The organism is Variovorax sp. PDC80, from assembly GCF_900115375.1.
Lineage (GTDB): Bacteria > Pseudomonadota > Gammaproteobacteria > Burkholderiales > Burkholderiaceae_C > Variovorax.
Window position 1 is genome coordinate 35,244 of record NZ_FOWG01000015.1, and the last position, 18,404, is coordinate 53,647.

Here is an 18,404-nt window from a genome sequence, read left to right on the forward strand (position 1 = left end):
GCGGCCGATGTGATCTTCCATGAACGACGCGCGACCTAACGCCGCGTCCGCCGCCCCCTCACATCCCCGTCACACCACGCTCGAGCGCGAAGGCCAGCAGCGCCTTCTCGTTCGGCTCCTGCGGCCAGGTGTCCTGCGCGAGCCACTTGTGGAACGAGCTCGCGGCGATGCGGCTCGCGGGACCCTCGCGGCGCCAGGCGCGCGCGATCGGCGCCGCGAGCAGGTCGAGCCGGTCGGCCTCGAAGCGCGCACGCACCTGCGCCTGATCGGCCTCGGGCATCTCGGCATAGAGGGCGCGCGCCTGCACCATGCGCGCGTTCTCCCACAGCTCGAGGATGCGGCGCATGCGCTCGCCTTCGGACAGCGCCGGCGCCGCCGCGGGCTGCGCGGGCGTGGCCGGTGCCGGCGCACCCGGGGCGGCGGCTGCGCCGGCCGTGGGCGGCAGCGCCTTCAGGCCGGCATAGCCCTTCTTGAGCGCATCCTTGAAATAGGCCGCGGGCGACTTGAGCTCGGGCATCGCGGCATTGCGCAGCCGTTGCTCGACATGGTCGAGCGTGGCGCGGATCTGGCCTTCGTCGGTGATGGCGTAGAGGTCCTGCGCCTCTTCCTGCTTGATGCCCAGCGCGATGAGGCGGCCGACCAGCTCGAGGTCGAACACGTTGCGGTCGGCCGAGGAGATGTCGCCGAGCCGTTGCTGCACCTTGGGCACGACGCGGAACTGGATCTCCTCGATCTTGCGGCCACGCTTGTGCTCGATGAGCTCGATGCTGAAGTCCTCGCACAGCGCGTCGATCTCGGCCAGGGCCTTGCTGATCACGTCGCGCTTGAGGAAGCGGTAGTCGACCTCCTTGATGTCGCTGCGGCCGGTGAGCACGGCGGCCCACCACAGCACGTCCTCGCGCATCGACAGCCGGCCCGGCGAGGTCAGGTAGCGCGCGCCGATCTCGTAGAGCACGGCGGCCGAGTAGCTGCGCATCTGGCCGCTGATCTCGAGCAGCACGCGCGTGTACTGGTGCGGCTTGACCAGCCGCTCCTTGATCTCGTCGGGATAGCGCCAGGTGACCATGCACGGACGGCCCCGGCCCTGCTCCTCGATGGTGACGGTGCCCAGCAGCTGGGTCGACACCCAGCGCCGCAGCGCGGGACCGCTGGTCGACCACTCGATGGTGGTGGCCTGCATGTCGCGCAGGTGGGCCTTGAGCAGCTCGGTGTTGTTCGAGTTGAAGCGGGCGTCGCCGATCAGCTCGCTGAGCGGGAGCTGGTAGACGGGTTCGTCGACCCCCTGGCGCTGCGAGTGGTAGAGCAGCGCGTTGTAGATCCGGCGCGAGAGCAAGGTGAGCCGGCCCCGCTTGGGCCGGATGGCGATGGCCTCGTTGGCCTTGGCCACGCTCTGCTCGTCCGCCGGGGGTGGCGGGCGAGGAAGTGTGCGTGGAAGGTCGTCGTCGGCCATGGTTGCGTAAGCGGGAGGGTTCACATGATGCTTGGCTAATGTGAATTCGTCAAATCACAAACCCGGGTGCCTTGGTGAGTTTAAAGATAAACACTTGGGAGATTGAAGAGTTGGCGGTCCGATTTCTCTTTTCACGACAAGGACTTGCGAGGCTTTCTGTGAGTGTTTATGGGAGTTGATGTGAGGACCGTTGGGATTTGATGTGAGATCCGTTGGGGTACCGACCCCTGGAATGTGAGCAGGAATGGGGTCCAATGTGAGTGGACAAGGGGAACGGGGCGGTGCGGGCCCCGGATTGCGGCGATGACCGCCTCCGCAGCGCCAGTTTGGGGCCTCCGGGCTGCCTGGCGCCCGCCGATGGACCCGGATCGCGCCCGCTTTTTGACAACTCCGCGACGGGTTCCCCAACCGACCTCACAATACAGAGGCGGGAAATGCCCTTGTACTCGGTGGAAGTTGTTCATTCGACAGATTCTCGTAGAATTGCAGAATTCTGTCGAATAAGGTGTCTCCCCGATGTCCGTCAATGCACCGCCGATCCCTGGAAACCAGGTTTCCACCGAGGCTCCGCTTCCTCCCCGCCAGGTCATCAACATGTCCAAGATTGCCGCCCTGGCAACGCGGGCCGGTTCGATGGTCGAGCAGATCCGCAGCATGCTGCTGGCCCCCGAGGCCCGCAAGGTGCCGCCCATTTTTTCCACGGCCCAACTCGCCGCCCTGTGCGGCGTCGACAAGGCGCATGTCGCCTACCGCATCACCAAGGAAGACCTGCCGGCCGGCCGGCTCACACCTTCGGGCGGCAAGCGCAACTTCGGCCTCGACGAACTGCGTCGCTGGACCCGCACCTACCGCGCCGACAAGATGCGTCCCGCCGGCCGCAAGGCGGTGACCATCGCGGTCGGCAACTTCAAGGGCGGCGTGGCCAAGACCACCACCGCGATGATCCTGGCCCAGGGCCTGAGCCTGCGCGGCCACCGCGTGCTCGCGATCGACACCGATCCGCAGGGCTCGCTGACCACGCTGCACGGCCTGCTGCCCGAAGCCGAGGTGACCGAGGACATGACCATCGGCCCGCTGTGCGACGGCACCGAGCGCGACATCCGCTACGCGATCCGCTCGACCTACTGGGACGGCATCGACCTCGTGGCCGCCGCGCCCTTCCTGTTCTCGGCCGAGTTCGCGCTGCCGGCGCGGCAGATGCAGGAGCCGGGCGCCAAGTTCTGGGACGTGCTCAACGAAGGCCTCGAGAGCGTGCGCGACCTCTACGATGTGATCGTGATCGACACGCCGCCGTCACTGTCCTATGTGACGATCAATGCCCTGTGGGCGGCCAACGGCATCGTCGTGCCCGTCCCGCCCTCGGGCCTGGACTTCGCTTCGTCGGCGCAGTTCTGGTCGCTGCTGGCCGACCTCGGCGGCAACCTCGACGGCCAGAGCAAGGACCGCGAAGGCAAGGCCTTCGACTTCCTGCACGTGCTGCTGAGCCGCGTCGACGCGGCCGACCCGGCCATGCCCGCGGTGCGGCAGTGGATCCAGGCGACCTATGGCGAGTACACCTTGCCGGTCGAGATTCCGAAGACCAGCGTCACCAGCAACAAGGCGGCCGAGTTCGCGACCGTCTACGACGTGCAGCGCTACGAAGGCGCCGCCAAGACCTACAAGCGCGCGGTCGATGCGTACGACGCCTTCGTCGAACTGGTCGAGCAATCGGTGGTGGGCGCCTGGGGTGCGCAGGGGCGCCCGCGTTGATGAGGAGTTCGTCGGATCCGGTGCGTGGAAACCTGGTTTCCACGCCCATGTCGAAAAGGCTCGCAGCGCGGCCCGAGGAAGCGTTCGGCCCGGGCCGGAAGGGCCGGGCGATCGCGAGGCCGCCGCGCGCCAGGTTTGAAAGACGGGGTGGCGTGGAAACCAGGTTTCCAGCAGCCGCCCCCGCTACGCGTCCTGTCGATGCATGGACCTCCGGCCCCTGGCCGCCGTCCCCATCGCCCTCTCTATATATGCAGACCCCAGGGGCCCTCCCCGGGAACACCGCGCCGACGACCTCGGCGCTTTCGGCTTTTGCCGCGCCGGCGATCCGGTCCGTCGGCACGATGCGCGCTCCGGTGTCGAAACCCTTCGCACACCCGCGCCGTGGAAACCAGGTTTCCAGCCACCCGCCCATTCCACCGGCACTCGTCCGGCCCGTCCGTGGAAACCGGGTTTCCAGATTCAAGGAGACATGACCATGTCCAGCACACGCAAGCGTCTCGAGGCGCTCACTGCCAACCTCTCGCTGCCGCAGGATCTGCCACCGGCCGCTCCACCGACCACCGCGCTGCCCGAAGCCGCCGCACCCGAGGTGCCGCCCTTCATGCCGCCCGCCGCCGTGGAAACCAGGTTTCCACCGGTGGGCAAGAGCTCGCTCGCTCCCCGCACCGGCCCCGGCCAGATGATGGCTTTCCGCGGCCAGATCCAGCAGGTCGAAGGCGAGATGGCCGCGCTGCGCGAAAAGCTCAGCCAGTACGAAGGCTCGCTGCCCACGCGCAAGCTCGATCCCCAGACCATCCGCCCGAGCCGCTGGGCCAACCGCCACGAGACCGCGTTCTCGAACGCCGAGTTCGCCGGCCTCAAGGCCGACATCGAACATGCGGGCGGCAACGTGCAGCCGATCCTGGTGCGGCCGCTCAAGGACGAGGAAGGGCAGTACGAACTGGTGTTCGGCCATCGCCGGCACCGCGCCTGCCTGGAACTCGGCATTCCGGTGCTGGCCTCGATCTGGCAGGAAGAACTCGGCGACGCCGCCCTGTTCGCCGCCATGGACCGCGAGAACCGCGAACGCGCGGATCTCTCGTCCTACGAGCAGGGCATGATGTACCAGCGCGCGCTCGACGAGCAGCTGTTCCCCACGCAGCGCCAACTGGCCGAAGCGCTCGGCGTCAGCCACACCTGGGTGCGCAAGGCGCTGCAGGTCGCGGCGCTGCCCTCGCTGATCGTCGAATGCTTCCGCACGCCGCTCGAGGTCGGCTTCCGCCACGCCGAGCAGATCCATGCCGCGATGGACAAGGATCGCCGTGCCGTGCTCAAGCGGGCCGAGAAACTCCGGGGCCACGACCTCTCGGCCTCGATGGTGGTGGCGCGGCTGCTCGATGCCCGCCCGAGCATGGAGCGCGCGGAGCGGCTCGAGCTGCAGGCCAACGGCACGCGGCTCGGCACCCTCGCGCGCTCCAAGCTCGGCGAGGTCACGATCACGCTGACCTCCCAGGCATCGGCCGACGGCGACGTGGAAGCGATCCAGAAAGCCGTGGGCGACGCGCTGCTCAAGCTCCGGAATACCGGCGCATAAGTGCCAGCCAAAGCTCAATGTGAGTAGATTTGGGATTTCCGAAGCGCCTGCGTCCAGCGCTTCGGAGACCCTCCAAGCCATCGATCTAGGGGATGACGATGGCGGTATCGGTCTTCACGCGGTCCAGCGCCACCAGCGACCGGAAGCTCTTCACCTGCTCGTTCTCCGCGAAAAGCCGCCGCGTCAGCCCTTCGTAGCTGCGCATGTTGGCCGCCACGATGATCAGCACGCAGCTCACGCCACCGGTCACGTAGTAGCACTGCTGCACCTCGGGCGTCTCGCGGAAGATGGCCTTGGCGCGGTCCACCGTCGCCGCCCGCTCGTCGACCAGCTGCACCTCGACGATCGAGGTGATGGTGGCGCCCAGCGCATCGGCATCGAGCACCGCCACGTTGCGCTGGATCACGCCGGCGGCCTCGAGCGCGGCGATGCGGCGCTGGACGGCCGGCGCGGACAGGCTCACTTCCTCCGCGATCACGCGCTGCGGCGTCTTGTTGTCGCGCTGCAGGATCTGCAGGATGGCGCGGTCCTGGCGGTCGAGGACGTATCCCGATTCGGTGAGTCTGGTGGGCATCTCGAGCGAATGTTGCGTGAAGAGGCTGAAAATGCAGCCGATTCTTCATCATGGCAAGCATAAAGTGCATCCATGATGACATTTTTCTCCTCCGGCGTCACCGACCCCCAGGCCCGCCGCAAGGCCTTGGGCGTGGCCTGCGGCGCCGGGGCCGGCGCCCTCTGGGGCCTGGTGTTCCTGGCGCCCGCGCTGGTGCGGGACTTCAGCCCACTGATGCTGACCATCGGCCGCTACCTCTTCTTCGGCCTGATCGCGGCCTTCCTGCTGGTGCCGCGGTGGCGCGCGCTGGCGCCGCGGCTCGGGCGCGGGCACTGGCGCAGCCTGGCCTGGCTGGCCTTCACGGGCAACGTGCTCTATTACCTGCTGCTGTCCAGCGCGGTCCAGAACGGCGGCATCGCCATGACCTCGCTGGTGATCGGCTTCCTGCCCGTCGCGGTCACGGTGATCGGCAGCCGCGACCACGGCGCCGTGCCCCTGCGCGCGCTGCTGCCCTCCATCCTGCTGAGCGTGGCCGGCGCTGGCTGCATCGGCTGGCAGGCCTTCGCCGCGCCCGCCAGCGGCGGCCTGGGCGCCTCCGTGCTGGGCTTCGCCTGCGCGGTCGGCGCCCTGGCGTCCTGGACCGCATTCGCCGTGCGCAACGCCCGCTGCCTGCAGCGCCTCGAGGGCGTTTCCGGGCAGGACTGGAACCTGCTGACCGGCATCGTCACCGGCGCCCAGAGCCTGCTGCTGGTGCCGGTGGCGCTGCTGCTCGAATCCGCCCACCACGACCTGGGCGCATGGGCCCGGTTCGGGGCCGTTTCGGCCGGCCTGGCGCTCGTGGCATCGATCGCCGGCAATGCGCTGTGGAACCGGATGAGCCGTCTGCTGCCGCTCACGCTGGTGGGCCAGATGATCCTTTTCGAGACCCTGTTCGCGCTGGTCTACGGCCTGGCCTGGGAGCGCAGGGCGCCCACGCCGCTCGAGCTGCTGGCCCTCGGCTTCGTGGTCCTGAGCGTGGCGTCGTGCCTGGCGGCGCACCGTCCGGCGACGGCCGCCAGCCATTGAAACGAGGGTTCCGCCGCCAGCGTCCCGCTTCCGGACAGATTCAAAACCGACGCCAAGTGCTTGAAAACAAAAGAGAAAAATCCGTCGATGGGCTTGACATCGGCATTTGACATCGCAAAATTGCGTGGATGATTATTGAGGCCTTCGCACTCCGCTCGATGCACCCGACCGCCGCATGAAAGCCCACCGCCAACGCCTGCAGCGCGCCCACTTCGCCTTCATGCGCGCGCTGATCCAGGGCCTCGATGCCCGCGCGAGCTGGGACCGCTATCTGCGGCTCGAGGGCGAGTCGGCCGACATGCGCAACGTGCGGCGCACCATCGGCTGGATGCGCGACGCCTTCGCGGCGGCCGCCCGGCGCGAGCGCCGGCCCGGCACGGCGCGGCTGATCCTGCTCGACCCCGAGCGCTTCGCCAGCGCGCCCAAGCTGCCGACGCTCGAGGACTTCGCGCACGCGCAGGGGCTGGAAGACTTCTCCCACGCCGAGCAGATCGAGGCCTACGAGGCCGCCTACCCCGGGGCGGGCGCGGGCGGCGGGGCCGGGCAGGGCGGTGCCGGCTCGCGGCGCGCGCGCGTGGTGGCGCGCCAGCTCGAGGCGCTGCAGTGGCTCGAGGGCCTCACGGCCGAGGATCCCCGGCCCGACGATCCGGTCGCCGCCTGGCTCAACCCCGCGCTGGCCGCGCGCCTCGAGCGCGCCCACCTCGGCACCCTGCGCGAACTGGTCGAGCGCGTGAACCACAGCGGCGCGCGCTGGTGGACCCGCGTGCCGGGCATCGGCGCCCACAAGGCGGCGCGCGTCATCGAATGGCTGCAGGTCAACGAGCAGGCGCTGGGCCTGCGCATCGGTCACCATGCGCTGCGCCGGCGTTCGCAGCTCGCGCCCGAGGTGCTGCATGCCGTGGTGGCGCCTGCCACCGAGCTGCGGCCGCTCGAGAAGCTGGTGCTGCCGCCCGCGCTCGACGGCAGCCTGGGCCTGTTCCGTTCGCCGGTGCCGGGCAGCGGCGCGCGCAACGATCCCGAAGCCATTGCCGAATGGCTGGCCGGCCGCGGCGCGCCCCGCGATGCGCGCGTGTCCGCGGCGCCGCCGACGCTCAGCGCCACGCAGCGCGCCTACCGCAAGGAGGCCGAGCGGCTGCTGCTGTGGGCCGTGCTCGAACGCGGCAAGCCGCTGTCCTCGCTCACGCCCGACGATGCCGCGGCCTATGGCGACTTTTTGTGCGCGCCGCCCGCCGCGTGGTGCGGCCCGCGCCATCACCAGCGCTGGTCGCCGCAGTGGCGTCCCTTCGAGGGCGCGCTGTCGCCCGCGGCGCGGCGCCAGGCGCTGGTCGTCCTGCGCGGGCTGTTCGGTCATCTGGTGCGATGCAACTACCTTGTGTGCAATCCTTTTGCACCCCATGAGTTGCCGATGCCTACTGCGGCGCAGGTCCCCGCGGCATCTGCGCCATGGGCGCACCTCGACATGCAGTTCGACCTGCGTGCCGACGACGAAGCCGCGCGCCGGCTGCGTCGCGCGCTGCAATGGATCCGCGCCACCGGCCTGCGGCTCGGCGAGGTGGTGGCGCTGCGCTGCGGCGACCTTGTGCCGCCGTCAGTAGACGAAGCGGCGCGCACGGCCCACCCCTGGCAGCTCCAGGTGAAAGGCGCGCGCGGCGCGACCCGCCAGGTGCCGCTCGCGGCCGAGCACGTGCGCGAGCTCGAGGAAGAACTCGCGCGCCATGGCTTCGAGCCGCGCGTCGATGCGCATGCCAACCGCGGCATCGCCGTGCTCGCGCGCTTCGTCGCGCATCCGTTGCAGCCCGGCGCCTGGTCGGCCTCGGGCCTGCACAAGGCCATGAAGCGCTTCCTGCACCAGGCCGCGCACGGCCTCGACGAAACACAGGCCGCGCAGCTTCGCCAGCTGACCACGCATCACCTGCGCCGTGCGGCGCGCGAGAGCTTGCCCGCGTCCCAGGCCTGACTACTTGGCAGGTCATCGACAGTACCGTTGCCGCGTCGCATGATGGCCGACGTCGGCCGGCCCGTTGGGCTCCGACGCCCCTCCCGGATTCGAAAGCCCTTCCCATGCCCACAGCAGAGACCCTCGAGAAATTCATCGCGCGCGTGGAGTCCAACTTCCACGCCGAAGCCCTCGCCGAGTTCTACACCGAGGACTCGTCCATGCAGGAGAACCAGTCGCCGCCGCGCGTGGGTCTGGCCCCCAACATCGCGCGCGAGCGCGCCACGCTGGCCCGCGCCTCCGCAGTCCGTTCGCAGTGCGTGCGGCCGGCCTTCGTGCAGGGCGACCATGTCGCGATCCGTTGGATCTTCGAGTTCGACTGGCTCGACGGCAGCAGCAGCCGCATCGAGGAGATCGCCTGGCAGCGCTGGTCGGGCGAGCGCATCGCGTCGGAACAGTTCTTCTACGACCCCGCGCAGATGGCGCCGAAGAAGCCCGCGCCATGAGCGAGCCCAAGCAGCTGGCCCATGCGCGCGCGGTGCTGCAGGCCCAGCCCTTCAGCGTGCTGCTGGGCACCGAGATCCTGGCCTTCGGCCCCGGGCTCACCGAACTGCGCCTCGCGCTGCGGCCCGAGCTCCGCCAGCAGCACGGCTTCGCCCATGGCGGCGTGCTCAGCTACCTGGCCGACAACGCGCTGACCTTCGCGGGCGGCAGCGCGCTGTCCGATGCGGTCGTCACCGCCGAGTACAAGATCAACTACCTGCGCCCCGCGCAGGGCGACACGCTGCTCGCGCGCGCCCGCGTGCTGCACGGCGGCAAGCGCCAGGCCGTCTGTGCCTGCGAGATCTTCGCGATCGACGCCGAAGGCGGCGAGAAGCTGGTGGCCGTCGCGCAAGGCACGATCTCCGCGATGGGCGAGCGGCCGACCGTGTGAGCATCGCGCTGATCCTGCGCCGCACGCGGCTCGAGCACGGCATCAGCCAGCTCGAGCTGGCAGGGCGCCTCGACGTCTCGCAGCGCCACATCAGCTTCCTCGAATCGGGTCGCGCGCTGCCGAGCCGCGGCCTGATCCTCGCGTGGATGGCCGAGCTGGGCGTGCCGGTGTCGGTGCGCAACGCAGCGTTGTTGCAGTGCGGCTTCGCGTTGCCGCAGCCCGACGAGGACACCCAGGGTGCCGAAGCCAATCTCGTGCGCGAGGCCGTTCGCCGCACGCTCGAGGCGCACCTGCCGCATCCGGGCCTGGCCTTCGATGCCGACTGGAAGACGGTGGAGCAGAACCGCGGCGCGCGCTGGCTGTCGTCGGTCGTGATGCCCGGGCTCTGGCGCACGGCCGGCGGTGGCGGCATGGGCCTGGACATCATCACGGCCATCGGCCATCCGCAGGGCCTGCTCTCGCGCGCCCGCGAACCCGAGGCCACGGCCGCCGCGCTGCTCACGCAACTGCGCGCCGAAACCTGGAGCCGGCCCGCGCTCGCCTCGCGCGTCGAATGGCTCGCGCGCGCGCTCGAGCGCCGCTACCCGGGCCGCATGCCCGAGCGCGGCCGCGCGGTCGGCGTGCCGTATTTCAGCTTCGTCTTCGACACCGAGTTCGGCGCGCTGTCCTTCGAGGTCATGCAGAGCGTGTTCGCGCTGCCGCAGGACGTGACGCCGGCCTCGCTGCGCGTCGAGATGTGGTTCCCGCGCGATCGCGCCACCTCCGAGGCGATGGCACGCCACGTGCCCTTGGCGCCCGCGCTTCAGGTGCCGTAGAGCACGAACGGCGCCCAGTAGGCGGGCTTGCGCAGGCGTTCGCCGTATTCGCCCTCGGCGAAGGCACGCTTGGTTTCCGCCAGCGCGCGTTCCACCGGTAGCCTGCGCTCGATGCGCGCGAAGAAGGCCTCCATGAAGCGCGCCGTGCTCTCGTCGCTGACCGGCCACAGCGTCATCACCGTGTTGACGTTGCCCGCCACGTACAGCGCATAGGGCAGTCCCATCACGCCGTCGCCCGCCACCACCTTGCCGATGCCGGTCTCGCAGGCCGACATCACGACCAGGTCGCTGCGCAAGGTGTAGCCCGGCCATTCCGCGGCCGTGACATAGCCGTCCACCGACGGCGGGTTGTCGACCTGGCCCAGCACCAGCGCGCTCAGCGCCGGCACGCTCGGGCTCAGGTAGCCGTGCACCGAGAACAGCAGATGCCGGTACTTCGCGAGCTCGCCGCCGCGGTCGAGCCGCTGCAGGTTCTGCTCGGTCGCGTCGGCGCCGCTGATCAGGTCGACCTGGCGATGCCGGAACACGCGCGCGATGCTCTCGAGTTCGCGCTGCGTGCCGGGCAGGTTCTCCCAGCTGTTCTCGCGCAGTTCCTCGACCGCCGCGCCGATGCCGTCCTCGCTCTCGGCCGAGGCCCGGGCCGACAGCAGCGCATCGTCACCGACGCTTGCGCCGCGTTTGGCCGAAGGCTGCGCCGTCCGTGCATTGCCCTCGTACACGGGATTGCCGATCGCCAGCATCGCCTTGCGCGGTGGCAGGCGGCCGTAGCTGGCCGAGCGGCGCTGCAGCAGTTCCATCATCGAGAGCGACTGCACATAGCCCACGCTGTGGCGCTGCGCGAGCAGCTCGCCATCGACGGGCAGCGTCTCGAACGGCAGCATCGCGAGCGCGCCATCGGGCGAGACGATCAGCCGCCGCCGCGCGCCGATGCTCGCTTGCAGCGGCGCGATCAGCCGCTTCGACAGCCATTGCCCGATCGGCGCCGCATCGCTCACGCGTTGCGCGCCCTCCTGCGGCGGCTGTGCGGCCGGTGCCACGCGATAGCGCTCAGGCCCGAGCTGCCACACCGCCTGCCCCTCGCCGAGCGCATCGCCCACCAGCCGCCGGTAGGCATCGATGCTGTCGGCCAGGCCGGGCAGCGGTGCGAGCTCGACGGCCTGCAGCAGGCCGCTGCCGTCGACCACGAAGGCCATCACGCGGTCACCATCGAGCAGGTAGCTCACGAACACGCTGTCGGCCGGCAGCAGCCGCTTCGCGTCGGCCAGCGAGGCGATGTGCGGCTGCGACTGCTGCACGTATTTCGGATGCTGCGCGCGCAACCGCCGCTGCAGGTCGGCATAGGACAGCACCACGCGGTTGCGCTCGGCCTCCAGCGTCTGGCGGCGGTCGACCTGCGCACCGGTCTCGTCGAGGCTGCGGTCGATGCGTGCCAGCTCGGCCTCGTGCCGGTCGACCGCTTCCTGCTCCTTCGCTGGCAGCAGCCGGCCGCGGTTGGCCTGCTGCAGCGCCGTGCTCTCGATCAGCGTGCGCGCCTTCGACAGCTCCGCGATCTCGAAGGCCCGCGCGTTCTCGCCGTCGCGCACGCTGGCCAGCGCATGGTGGCGATAGCCTTCCACATAGCGTTCGAACAGCGCGCGCCGGCTCTTCACGCTCAGGCCGTGCTGCGCGCGCAGCGCTTCCACGTCGCGCTGGAACTGCGGCATCAGCGGCTTCACCGTGTCGAGCCGGTCGGCCGCCAGCGCGGCGCGCATGCGCTCGATCAGCGACAGCAGCGTTTCGGGATGCGCGTCGCCCAGCAGCGCGCGCCGGCCCTCGTGCGCGCGTTCGAACAGCGCGAGCGCCTCGTTCGCATCGCCGGCCGACAGCGCCGAGCGGCCCAGGCTGTGGACCGCGGCCAGCGTTAGCGGATGCTGCTCGCCCATCAGCGCGACGCGGAGGTCGAGCGCCTCGCGCGAGCGCTGTGCCGCTTCCGCGTGCCGCCCCTGCGCCTCGAGCACGCTCGCGTAGACGTTGAGTGCATAGAGCGTGTCGGGATGCCCCGCGCCGCGCGCGGCCGCGAGTTGCGTCCAGGCCATGCGCGCCTTGTCGTGCGCCGCGCCGAGCCGGCCCATGCGGCGCAGTTCGATGGCCTCGGCGCTCGCGGCCCGCGCGCTGCGCACATCGGTGTCGCCATGGGCCGCGGCCGTGAGCTCGTGCACGCGCTGCGCATAGGCCAGCGCCTCGCGGTGGCGATACAGCGCCGAGTAGGTGGCCGACAGGCTGGCCAGCGAACTCAGCGTGTCGGGTGCCTGCGCGCCCAGCACGCGGCGGCGCGCTTCGTAGACCTGCTCGTGCAGCTTCAGCGCCTCGGCGAAACGGCCGAGGTCGCTGAGGTTCACCGCCACCGCGTTGCGCATGCGCAGCGTCGTCGGATCGTCGGCGCCCCATTGCGACTGCGCGGCTGCGGCCAGTTCCTCGCCGATCGCCAGCGCCTCGCCGTAGCGACCCGATTCGCCGAGCGTGCCCGCGAGGTTGTGGCGCGCGACCAGCGTGTTGCGCGCGGCCGGGCCGGCCGACTTCAGCGTGAGGCGGTAGATCTCTTCCTGCAGCGCGAGCGCTTCGCGGCAGCGGCCGACCTTGCACAACTGCAGCGCGAGTGCGTTGCGCCCCGACAGCGCCGCATTGGCCTCGCGGCCCCAGAAGGCATCGCGCCAGGCCGCGCGCTGTTCGAGCCAGGCCAGCAGCGCGGCGTCGTCGGCGCGCGCATCGCTGTTGTCGGCGAGCCGGCCGAGGATCAGGTCCTTCGCGAGAAAGGCCTCCATCGACGGCGAGGCGGCCTGTTCGCGCGGCAACTGCTGCAGTGCGCGGCGAAGCCGTTCGTCGCTGTCGCGGAAGCGGCCGGTCTTCTCGAACTCGTCGGATTCGCGCACGAGGCCACCGACTTCCGAATAGGCCGCGCCCAGCGGCGGAAACGGCGGCGCGGCCGCACTGGCCAGCGGCAGCAGGAGCAATGAAAGAAGGAGGCGGTATAGCAGCGTGGGCAATGGCATCTTTCGCGCGGTGGATGCCCCGAAGCTAAGGGCGCCGGCGCCGCTGCACGACTACGAGCTTTCGTAGCGCGAGGCCCGCTGCGATGGCGCGAGACTTTGGTCTTCGGCAATGGCGAATGGCGAGGCAATCGATGTTCAGAGGAAAGTTCTCAACCCTGGTCTTCCTGCTCTGCGGCGCGGCGTACTGCCATGCCGCCTCCAGCCTCGAGCTGATCACCGATGCCGAAGCGAAGCTGCCTTCGGCCTATCTCGAGAACAAGCGCGCCGGTCTCACGCGCGGGCCCGGCATCGAGGTCGCGAGCCCGAGCACCGAGGCCGGCCGCGAGGCGGTCGCGCTGAAGATCGGCTTCAAGCCGCGCGGCGGCGTCGTGATCGATCCGAAGACGGTGAAGGTGCAGTACATGAAGGAACCGGTGGTGGATCTCACCGAGCGCGTGCGGCCCTACATCAGCGACACCGGCATCGCGATCGATGCCGCACGCGTGCCCGCGGGCGAACACCAGCTGCGCGTGCAGGTCGGCGATGCCGAGGGCCGCGTCAGCAGCAAGCTGATCCAGTTCAAGGCGCAGTAGGCCGCATGGGCGTTGCCGCAAGCTCGCCGGACGCGCCGCGCACGGTCGCCTGTCCCTACTGTGCCGAGCCCATCGCCGAGCAGGCGCTGGTGTGCCGGCATTGCGGGCGGGACCTGTTCTTCTTCGCGCCGTTGCGGCGCGAGCTCGAGGCATTGTCGCGGCGTGTCGCGGAACTCGAGAGTGCGCTGAGCGCATCGCGCAGTGCGGCGGTGACGCCGGTTGCCGCGCCTGTGGCAGCGCCGGTCGCGGCACCGGAAGCAGCCGAGCCAGCGATCCCGCCAACTCCTACGCAGCCCCAGCGCCCCGGCATCGGCTCGGTGCTGCTGTTCCTCGTGCTGCCCGTGCTGTGCCTGGTCGCGATGCATGCCGTCACCATCGTGCTGCTCGACCTCAACGAGCTGTACCTGCGCGTGGCCTCGGTGATCCTGCCGCTGGGCCTGGGCATGCTGTTCGTTGCGCTGTTCAGGGTGCGGCTGCCCTACCAGCTGCTGATGGCCGTGGCCATCGCCGTGCTGTCGGTGCTCGGCATGGCGGCGGTCATCGCCTATGCCGACGACGTGCCGCTGATGCCGCGGGGCGCGCGCGAATGGCGCGAGATCCTCTACTACGTGACGAGCATCGCGTTCAGCCACATCACCGGCATCTTCACCGGCCTGCTGGTGTTCCATCGCCGCAACCGCGGTATCGACCGGCTCTCGCACCGCCTCGCGAGCGCGCTCACCGACGGTTCGCCCGCGCCTGGCAAAGCGCAGCGGCTGCGCCAGTACACCGAGCGCATCCGCGACTTCATCACGCTGGTCACGCCGATCGTGACCGCCATCGTGTCGGTGGTCACGGGCGTCGTGACCTTGCTCAAGAAGTAGGGAAGCACCGGCCGACCATGGCCAATGTCCTGCAAGCGCTGTCGCCGAAGGATGGCGTGCCGCGCCGTGCGCGCTGGCGAGGCTGGGCCTTTCATCCGCAAAAGGAGGTCCTCATGGCAGCCAGCACCCGCAGCGCCGAGCACGCAGAGAACACCGAGCCGCTTCCGCGCGAGGAGCCCGAGGTCGGCAGCGAGGAGTCGGTGCCCACCGATGGCCGCGACACCGAGGGCGAGAAGCTGATGAAGGACGTGAAGAACCCCAAGCTCCACGAGCCGGGCCTGGCCGAGCACAAGACGCCCGAAAAGGCCGAGAAGGCCGAGGGCGGCAAGAAAGCCGCCTGATCCTCGGTCAGTCGAGCACCAGCTGCGTCTGCGTCACCAGCGCGCAGAGCCGCCCGTCGGCATTGGTGACCGAGGTCTGCCACACCATCGTCGTGCGGCCGCGGTGCAGCGCCACGCAGGTGCCGGTCACGGTCGTGCCCAGCTTCGCGCCCGCGATGAACTTGGTGCTGGAATCGGTGGTGGTCGTGCGTTTGCCCTCGGGCAGGTTCGCGATCGTGCCGACCGCGCCCAGCGTGTCGGCGAAGGCCATGTAGGCGCCGCCGTGCAGGATGCCGCCGGCGGTGCAGAGGTCGGCACGCACCTCCATCTCCGCGACCACGCGATCGGGTTCCAGCACGGTGAGGCGCACGCCCATCAGGCCGGGGAAGATCGGTTCCAGCAGTTGCTGGAGCGAGGCGATGTCGTGCATGCAGGTCTCCTTGCGGCGGCGGGCCGCCGATGGAGACCGATCCTAAGCACGCGGCGCCGCGCGCGCCATGCGGTTCACCCCGATCAGCCCATGACGTCGGCCAGCAGGTCCGGGCTCGGCACCAGCTCGCCGCGCTCGATGCGCCCGATGATCTCGTTCACGCGCCGGTGGTAGCGCACGTCCACCCCGACCTCCTCGCCGCGCCGCGCCACCAGGCCGTTGATGTACTCGGTCTCGGTGCGCCGGCCCTTCTGGATATCCTGGCCCATCGAGGGCCGCTGGCCGTCGCTGCGCGAGTTCGCCACCTCGAGGATCATGCGTGTGATCGCGTCGCGCGCCGCGGCGTCTTCCTCCGCGCGCGCCAGCAGGTCGAGGTCGAGCCCGCCCACCGGCTCGAGCGCCAGGCCCAGCGCGCGGCCCACGCGGATGCTCGAGCTGCCGAGCCGGATCGTGAGTTCGCGCGCCACCTCGTTCATGTCGCGCTGCTTGCCGCTCAGGCCCGTGAGCGCGCACACGCCGTTGCGCATCGCGTTGATCGTGAGCTTGGACCAGCGCTCGCCCCAGAGGTTGGTCGTGACCCGGCTGGTGTCGCCATGCGCGAGCAGCGCCGAGATCGCTTCGGCGCGCGGCGTCACGCGACCGTGCAGCTCGCCCACGCGCATGCCCCATTTCTTCTCGTCGCCCAGCGGCGAGTTGCGCACGATGCGGGCCGGCGCCACCAGCTCCGCCGCCAGCGCGCTCACCGAGCAGCCCAGCGTGCGTTCCCAGCCGGCGATGGCCGCGATGCTGTCCTCGTTGATGCCGTTCTGCAGCGACACCACGCAGCCCGTGGGCGCGAGCAGCGGCAGGATCAGCTGCGTGGCCCAGGTCGTGTCGTAGGACTTCACGGCGATGAAGGCGACGTCGAAGGCCGCCTCGCGCGCGAGCTGCGCCACCTCGCCCACATGCAGCGCGCGCACCTTCGCATGCACCGCGCCCGCGCCGTCCATGCCGTTCATTCCGCTCACGCTCAGGCCGTCGCGCCGCATGGCCTCGACGTGTTCGGGCCAGGCGTCCACCAGCGTGGTGTCGACCCCCGCCCTGGCCAGGTGCGCGCCCACATAGCCGCCCACGGCCCCCGCGCCCACGATGCATATCCGCGTCATTCGTTGCTCCTTCTTCGATCGGTTGAAAACGCGAAGCGCGCCGCCAGCCGCCCGAAGGGGAGGGCGCCGCGCCTCAGAGATTGAAGCCGCGCGCCTCCGTGCCCAGCTCGGCGGCCGCGCCCTCGAGCTCGCCGCGCAGTTGCGCCAGGTGCTGCTCGCCATAGAGCTCGGGCGTGCCGAGCAGGCACAGCGCCGCGAAGGCCTCGCCATCGGCACCACGCACCGGCGACGCGAAGGCATGGATGCCGGGCACCACGTCGCCGAGGTTCACGCCGAAGCCGTGCCGCTCGGAGCGTTCGCGCATGCGCTGCAGCGCCGCGAGCCGCCCGGAGCCGCAGCGCGCCACTTCCTGCGCCACGTTGTCGAGCAGCACCGCGCGCGCCTGCGCCGCGTCCAGCGTCTGCAGGATCGCGACCCCGCCCGCCGTGGTGAACAGCGGCCGGCGCGCACCCGGGTAGAGCACCGAGCCGGTCAGTGGAAGCTGGCCCTGGCGCACGCTGCACACATGCTCGTTGCCGCTGCGCAGCAGCAGCACCGCGATGCCGCGCATGCGGCGCGCGAAGGCCTCGAGCAGCGCCTCGGCGCGGCGCTGGAACAGCAGGTGGTCGGGCAGCGCCAGTCCCAGTTCGTGCATCAGCGGGCCTGGCAGGTAGTGACGGTCGGCCGCGCGCTGCGTTACCAGCCGTTCCTCGACCATGCAGGCCAGCATGCGGTGCACGGTCGCCTTGTCGAGTTCGCAGGCCACGGCCAGGTCGGACAGCCGCCAGCCGAACTGCGGCCGCGACGCGACCACGCGCATCAGCTTGATCGCGCGGCCCAGGCTGCGCGTGCCGGGACGTTCGGGGGCGGTGGTGGCGAATGCGTCCTGGATGATCGGCTGGTCGGTGTCCATCGTCGGTGCTTCCTCGGGCAGATGCGGGGGAGGCCCACCGGACAGGGGCGCGGCGGGCGCGAACCATGCATTCTGCGATGGAGCGATGCGCGCGATCAGCGAAGACACCGCGGCCCGCCCCTCAGTCGCCGCCGAAGCCATAGAGCCGCGCCGGGTTGTCCACGAGGATGCGATCGAAGGTCCGCGCGTCCGGCGACCACTGCCGCAACTGCGCGAGCACGCCGGCGTTGTCGACTTCGTGCGGCGCGCTGACCTCGGTGGCCGAGGCGGCAGCGCCCGGCTGTGGATGCGGCCAGTCGCTGCCCCACAGCATGCGTTCGGGGTTGCAGCCGATGAAGCGGCGCGCCAGCGCTTCCATGTCGGCATGGCCGGGCATCGTGCTGCAGCGGTAGGGGGCCGAGAGCTTGACGTAGGCCCGGCCCTCCTCGACGAGCGCGAGCACCGCGGCCAGCGCCGGCGTGTCGGGACCGTCCGCCGCCTGCGCGCCCGCGTAGTGATCGAGCACCACCGGCACCGGCAGCTCGCGGATCGCCGCGGCGCAATCGGCCAGCAGCGGCAGGCTCGCATAGACCTGCACATGCCAGCCCAGTGGCGCCACGCGTTCGGCCGTGCGCCGAAGCTGCGCGGTGGCGCGCTGGGCATCGCCCTCGCGATCGATCTCGAGGTTGACGCGCACGCCGCGCACGCCGGCCGCGTCCAGCGACTGCAATTGCGCGTTGGTGGTGGCGTCGTCGATCACCGCCACGCCGCGTGCCCGCGCCGGACCCAACTGCCGCAGCGCCTGCAGCGTCGCAGCGTTGTCGAGTCCGTAGACGCTGGGCTGCACGATCACCACGCGCACGATGCCGAGCGCGTGGTGCCATTGCGCCAGGGCCTCGATCGATGCCGGCGGCGGCGTGTAGCGGCGCGCGGGCAACAACGGAAACTCGCGCTCGTCGAGGAAGACGTGCGTGTGGCAGTCGCAGGCGCCGGGCGGAAGCTGCGGCGAAGGCCGCTGTGTCGAGGATATCGAGGGTGTCGTCATGCTGTGGTGACGATAGCCGTCCGGCCCGTGCCCCGGCCGCACAGCGGGCAGCGG

17 protein-coding genes are annotated in these 18,404 nt (G+C 70.4%); 10 read left to right on the forward strand and 7 right to left on the reverse strand.

Annotated features, from left to right (window positions below):
- Positions 1-58 precede the first annotated feature (58 nt).
- A complete protein-coding gene (locus tag BM109_RS33390) occupies positions 59-1,387 on the reverse strand; it encodes a replication initiation protein (RefSeq protein WP_256222934.1) in 1,329 nt (442 codons plus the stop codon).
- A 657-nt stretch (positions 1,388-2,044) separates the two neighbouring features.
- On the opposite strand from BM109_RS33390, the gene BM109_RS33395 reads away from it, so the two are divergent.
- Together BM109_RS33395 and BM109_RS33400 are read left to right on the forward strand one after the other, a co-directional pair.
- Positions 2,045-3,199, forward strand: a complete 1,155-nt coding sequence (locus tag BM109_RS33395) for an AAA family ATPase (RefSeq protein WP_256222935.1) — start codon at positions 2,045-2,047, stop codon at positions 3,197-3,199.
- A 475-nt stretch (positions 3,200-3,674) separates the two neighbouring features.
- Complete coding sequence (locus BM109_RS33400; RefSeq protein WP_093353216.1) at positions 3,675-4,772, forward strand: ParB/RepB/Spo0J family partition protein; 1,098 nt, start codon at positions 3,675-3,677, stop codon at positions 4,770-4,772.
- 85 nt (positions 4,773-4,857) lie between these two features.
- On the opposite strand, the gene BM109_RS33405 is transcribed toward BM109_RS33400, so the two are convergent.
- Positions 4,858-5,346 (reverse strand): Lrp/AsnC family transcriptional regulator, encoded by a 489-nt coding sequence (locus BM109_RS33405; RefSeq protein ID WP_093352805.1) that lies wholly within the window; start codon positions 5,344-5,346, stop codon positions 4,858-4,860.
- A gap of 72 nt (positions 5,347-5,418) precedes the next feature.
- Between BM109_RS33405 and BM109_RS33410 the strand changes: the two genes are divergently transcribed.
- From BM109_RS33410 to BM109_RS33430, 5 genes are all read left to right on the forward strand, one after another.
- The gene (locus BM109_RS33410; RefSeq protein ID WP_256222936.1) at positions 5,419-6,390 is read left to right on the forward strand and encodes a DMT family transporter; all 972 of its coding nucleotides are present in this window, start codon (positions 5,419-5,421) and stop codon (positions 6,388-6,390) included.
- 175 nt (positions 6,391-6,565) lie between these two features.
- Entirely contained in the window at positions 6,566-8,347 is a 1,782-nt protein-coding gene (locus BM109_RS33415) for a phage integrase family protein (RefSeq protein ID WP_093352808.1), read from the forward strand.
- A 104-nt stretch (positions 8,348-8,451) separates the two neighbouring features.
- Entirely contained in the window at positions 8,452-8,832 is a 381-nt protein-coding gene (locus tag BM109_RS33420; protein WP_093352810.1) for a nuclear transport factor 2 family protein, read from the forward strand.
- Entirely contained in the window at positions 8,829-9,260 is a 432-nt protein-coding gene (locus BM109_RS33425; RefSeq protein WP_093352813.1) for a PaaI family thioesterase, read from the forward strand. Before BM109_RS33420 ends, BM109_RS33425 begins: the two co-directional genes overlap by 4 nt.
- The gene (locus BM109_RS33430) at positions 9,257-10,075 is read left to right on the forward strand and encodes an MmyB family transcriptional regulator (protein WP_177239529.1); all 819 of its coding nucleotides are present in this window, start codon (positions 9,257-9,259) and stop codon (positions 10,073-10,075) included. Before BM109_RS33425 ends, BM109_RS33430 begins: the two co-directional genes overlap by 4 nt.
- Here the strand turns inward: BM109_RS33430 and BM109_RS33435 are convergent.
- Positions 10,063-13,098 (reverse strand): CHAT domain-containing tetratricopeptide repeat protein, encoded by a 3,036-nt coding sequence (locus tag BM109_RS33435; RefSeq protein WP_143129307.1) that lies wholly within the window; start codon positions 13,096-13,098, stop codon positions 10,063-10,065. The genes BM109_RS33430 and BM109_RS33435 overlap by 13 nt on opposite strands.
- A 137-nt stretch (positions 13,099-13,235) precedes the next feature.
- On the opposite strand from BM109_RS33435, the gene BM109_RS33440 reads away from it, so the two are divergent.
- From BM109_RS33440 to BM109_RS33450, 3 genes are all read left to right on the forward strand, one after another.
- Positions 13,236-13,676 (forward strand): hypothetical protein, encoded by a 441-nt coding sequence (locus tag BM109_RS33440; protein WP_093352818.1) that lies wholly within the window; start codon positions 13,236-13,238, stop codon positions 13,674-13,676.
- 5 nt (positions 13,677-13,681) lie between these two features.
- The gene (locus BM109_RS40965) at positions 13,682-14,539 is read left to right on the forward strand and encodes a zinc ribbon domain-containing protein (protein WP_143129308.1); all 858 of its coding nucleotides are present in this window, start codon (positions 13,682-13,684) and stop codon (positions 14,537-14,539) included.
- 113 nt (positions 14,540-14,652) lie between these two features.
- Positions 14,653-14,880, forward strand: a complete 228-nt coding sequence (locus tag BM109_RS33450) for a hypothetical protein (RefSeq protein WP_093353225.1) — start codon at positions 14,653-14,655, stop codon at positions 14,878-14,880.
- A 7-nt stretch (positions 14,881-14,887) separates the two neighbouring features.
- Here BM109_RS33450 and BM109_RS33455 read toward each other — a convergent pair whose 3' ends face one another.
- The 4 genes from BM109_RS33455 to BM109_RS33470 form a co-directional block, all read right to left on the reverse strand.
- Positions 14,888-15,289, reverse strand: coding sequence for a PaaI family thioesterase (locus BM109_RS33455; protein WP_093352823.1), 402 nt, complete (start codon positions 15,287-15,289; stop codon positions 14,888-14,890).
- 83 nt (positions 15,290-15,372) lie between these two features.
- Complete coding sequence (locus tag BM109_RS33460; RefSeq protein ID WP_177239530.1) at positions 15,373-16,434, reverse strand: ketopantoate reductase family protein; 1,062 nt, start codon at positions 16,432-16,434, stop codon at positions 15,373-15,375.
- A 73-nt stretch (positions 16,435-16,507) separates the two neighbouring features.
- Positions 16,508-17,326: an IclR family transcriptional regulator gene (locus BM109_RS33465; protein ID WP_093352827.1), complete on the reverse strand. Its 819-nt coding sequence runs from the start codon at positions 17,324-17,326 to the stop codon at positions 16,508-16,510.
- Between the two features lie 121 nt (positions 17,327-17,447).
- Positions 17,448-18,350, reverse strand: a complete 903-nt coding sequence (locus tag BM109_RS33470) for an amidohydrolase family protein (RefSeq protein WP_177239531.1) — start codon at positions 18,348-18,350, stop codon at positions 17,448-17,450.
- Positions 18,351-18,404 lie beyond the last annotated feature (54 nt).

What these genes read in the sequence shown, in the direction of transcription:
- BM109_RS33395 (WP_256222935.1), top strand. Translation starts at nt 2,045, where the DNA reads ATGTCCAAGATTGCCGCCCTGGCAACGCGGGCCGGTTCGATGGTCGAG.
- BM109_RS33400 (WP_093353216.1), top strand. Translation starts at nt 3,675, where the DNA reads ATGTCCAGCACACGCAAGCGTCTCGAGGCGCTCACTGCCAACCTCTCG.
- BM109_RS33405 (WP_093352805.1), bottom strand. Translation starts at nt 5,346, where the DNA reads ATGCCCACCAGACTCACCGAATCGGGATACGTCCTCGACCGCCAGGAC.
- BM109_RS33410 (WP_256222936.1), top strand. Translation starts at nt 5,419, where the DNA reads ATGATGACATTTTTCTCCTCCGGCGTCACCGACCCCCAGGCCCGCCGC.
- BM109_RS33415 (WP_093352808.1), top strand. Translation starts at nt 6,566, where the DNA reads ATGAAAGCCCACCGCCAACGCCTGCAGCGCGCCCACTTCGCCTTCATG.
- BM109_RS33420 (WP_093352810.1), top strand. Translation starts at nt 8,452, where the DNA reads ATGCCCACAGCAGAGACCCTCGAGAAATTCATCGCGCGCGTGGAGTCC.
- BM109_RS33425 (WP_093352813.1), top strand. Translation starts at nt 8,829, where the DNA reads ATGAGCGAGCCCAAGCAGCTGGCCCATGCGCGCGCGGTGCTGCAGGCC.
- BM109_RS33440 (WP_093352818.1), top strand. Translation starts at nt 13,236, where the DNA reads ATGTTCAGAGGAAAGTTCTCAACCCTGGTCTTCCTGCTCTGCGGCGCG.
- BM109_RS40965 (WP_143129308.1), top strand. Translation starts at nt 13,682, where the DNA reads ATGGGCGTTGCCGCAAGCTCGCCGGACGCGCCGCGCACGGTCGCCTGT.
- BM109_RS33450 (WP_093353225.1), top strand. Translation starts at nt 14,653, where the DNA reads ATGGCAGCCAGCACCCGCAGCGCCGAGCACGCAGAGAACACCGAGCCG.
- BM109_RS33455 (WP_093352823.1), bottom strand. Translation starts at nt 15,289, where the DNA reads ATGCACGACATCGCCTCGCTCCAGCAACTGCTGGAACCGATCTTCCCC.
- BM109_RS33460 (WP_177239530.1), bottom strand. Translation starts at nt 16,434, where the DNA reads ATGACGCGGATATGCATCGTGGGCGCGGGGGCCGTGGGCGGCTATGTG.
- BM109_RS33465 (WP_093352827.1), bottom strand. Translation starts at nt 17,326, where the DNA reads ATGGACACCGACCAGCCGATCATCCAGGACGCATTCGCCACCACCGCC.
- BM109_RS33470 (WP_177239531.1), bottom strand. Translation starts at nt 18,350, where the DNA reads ATGACGACACCCTCGATATCCTCGACACAGCGGCCTTCGCCGCAGCTT.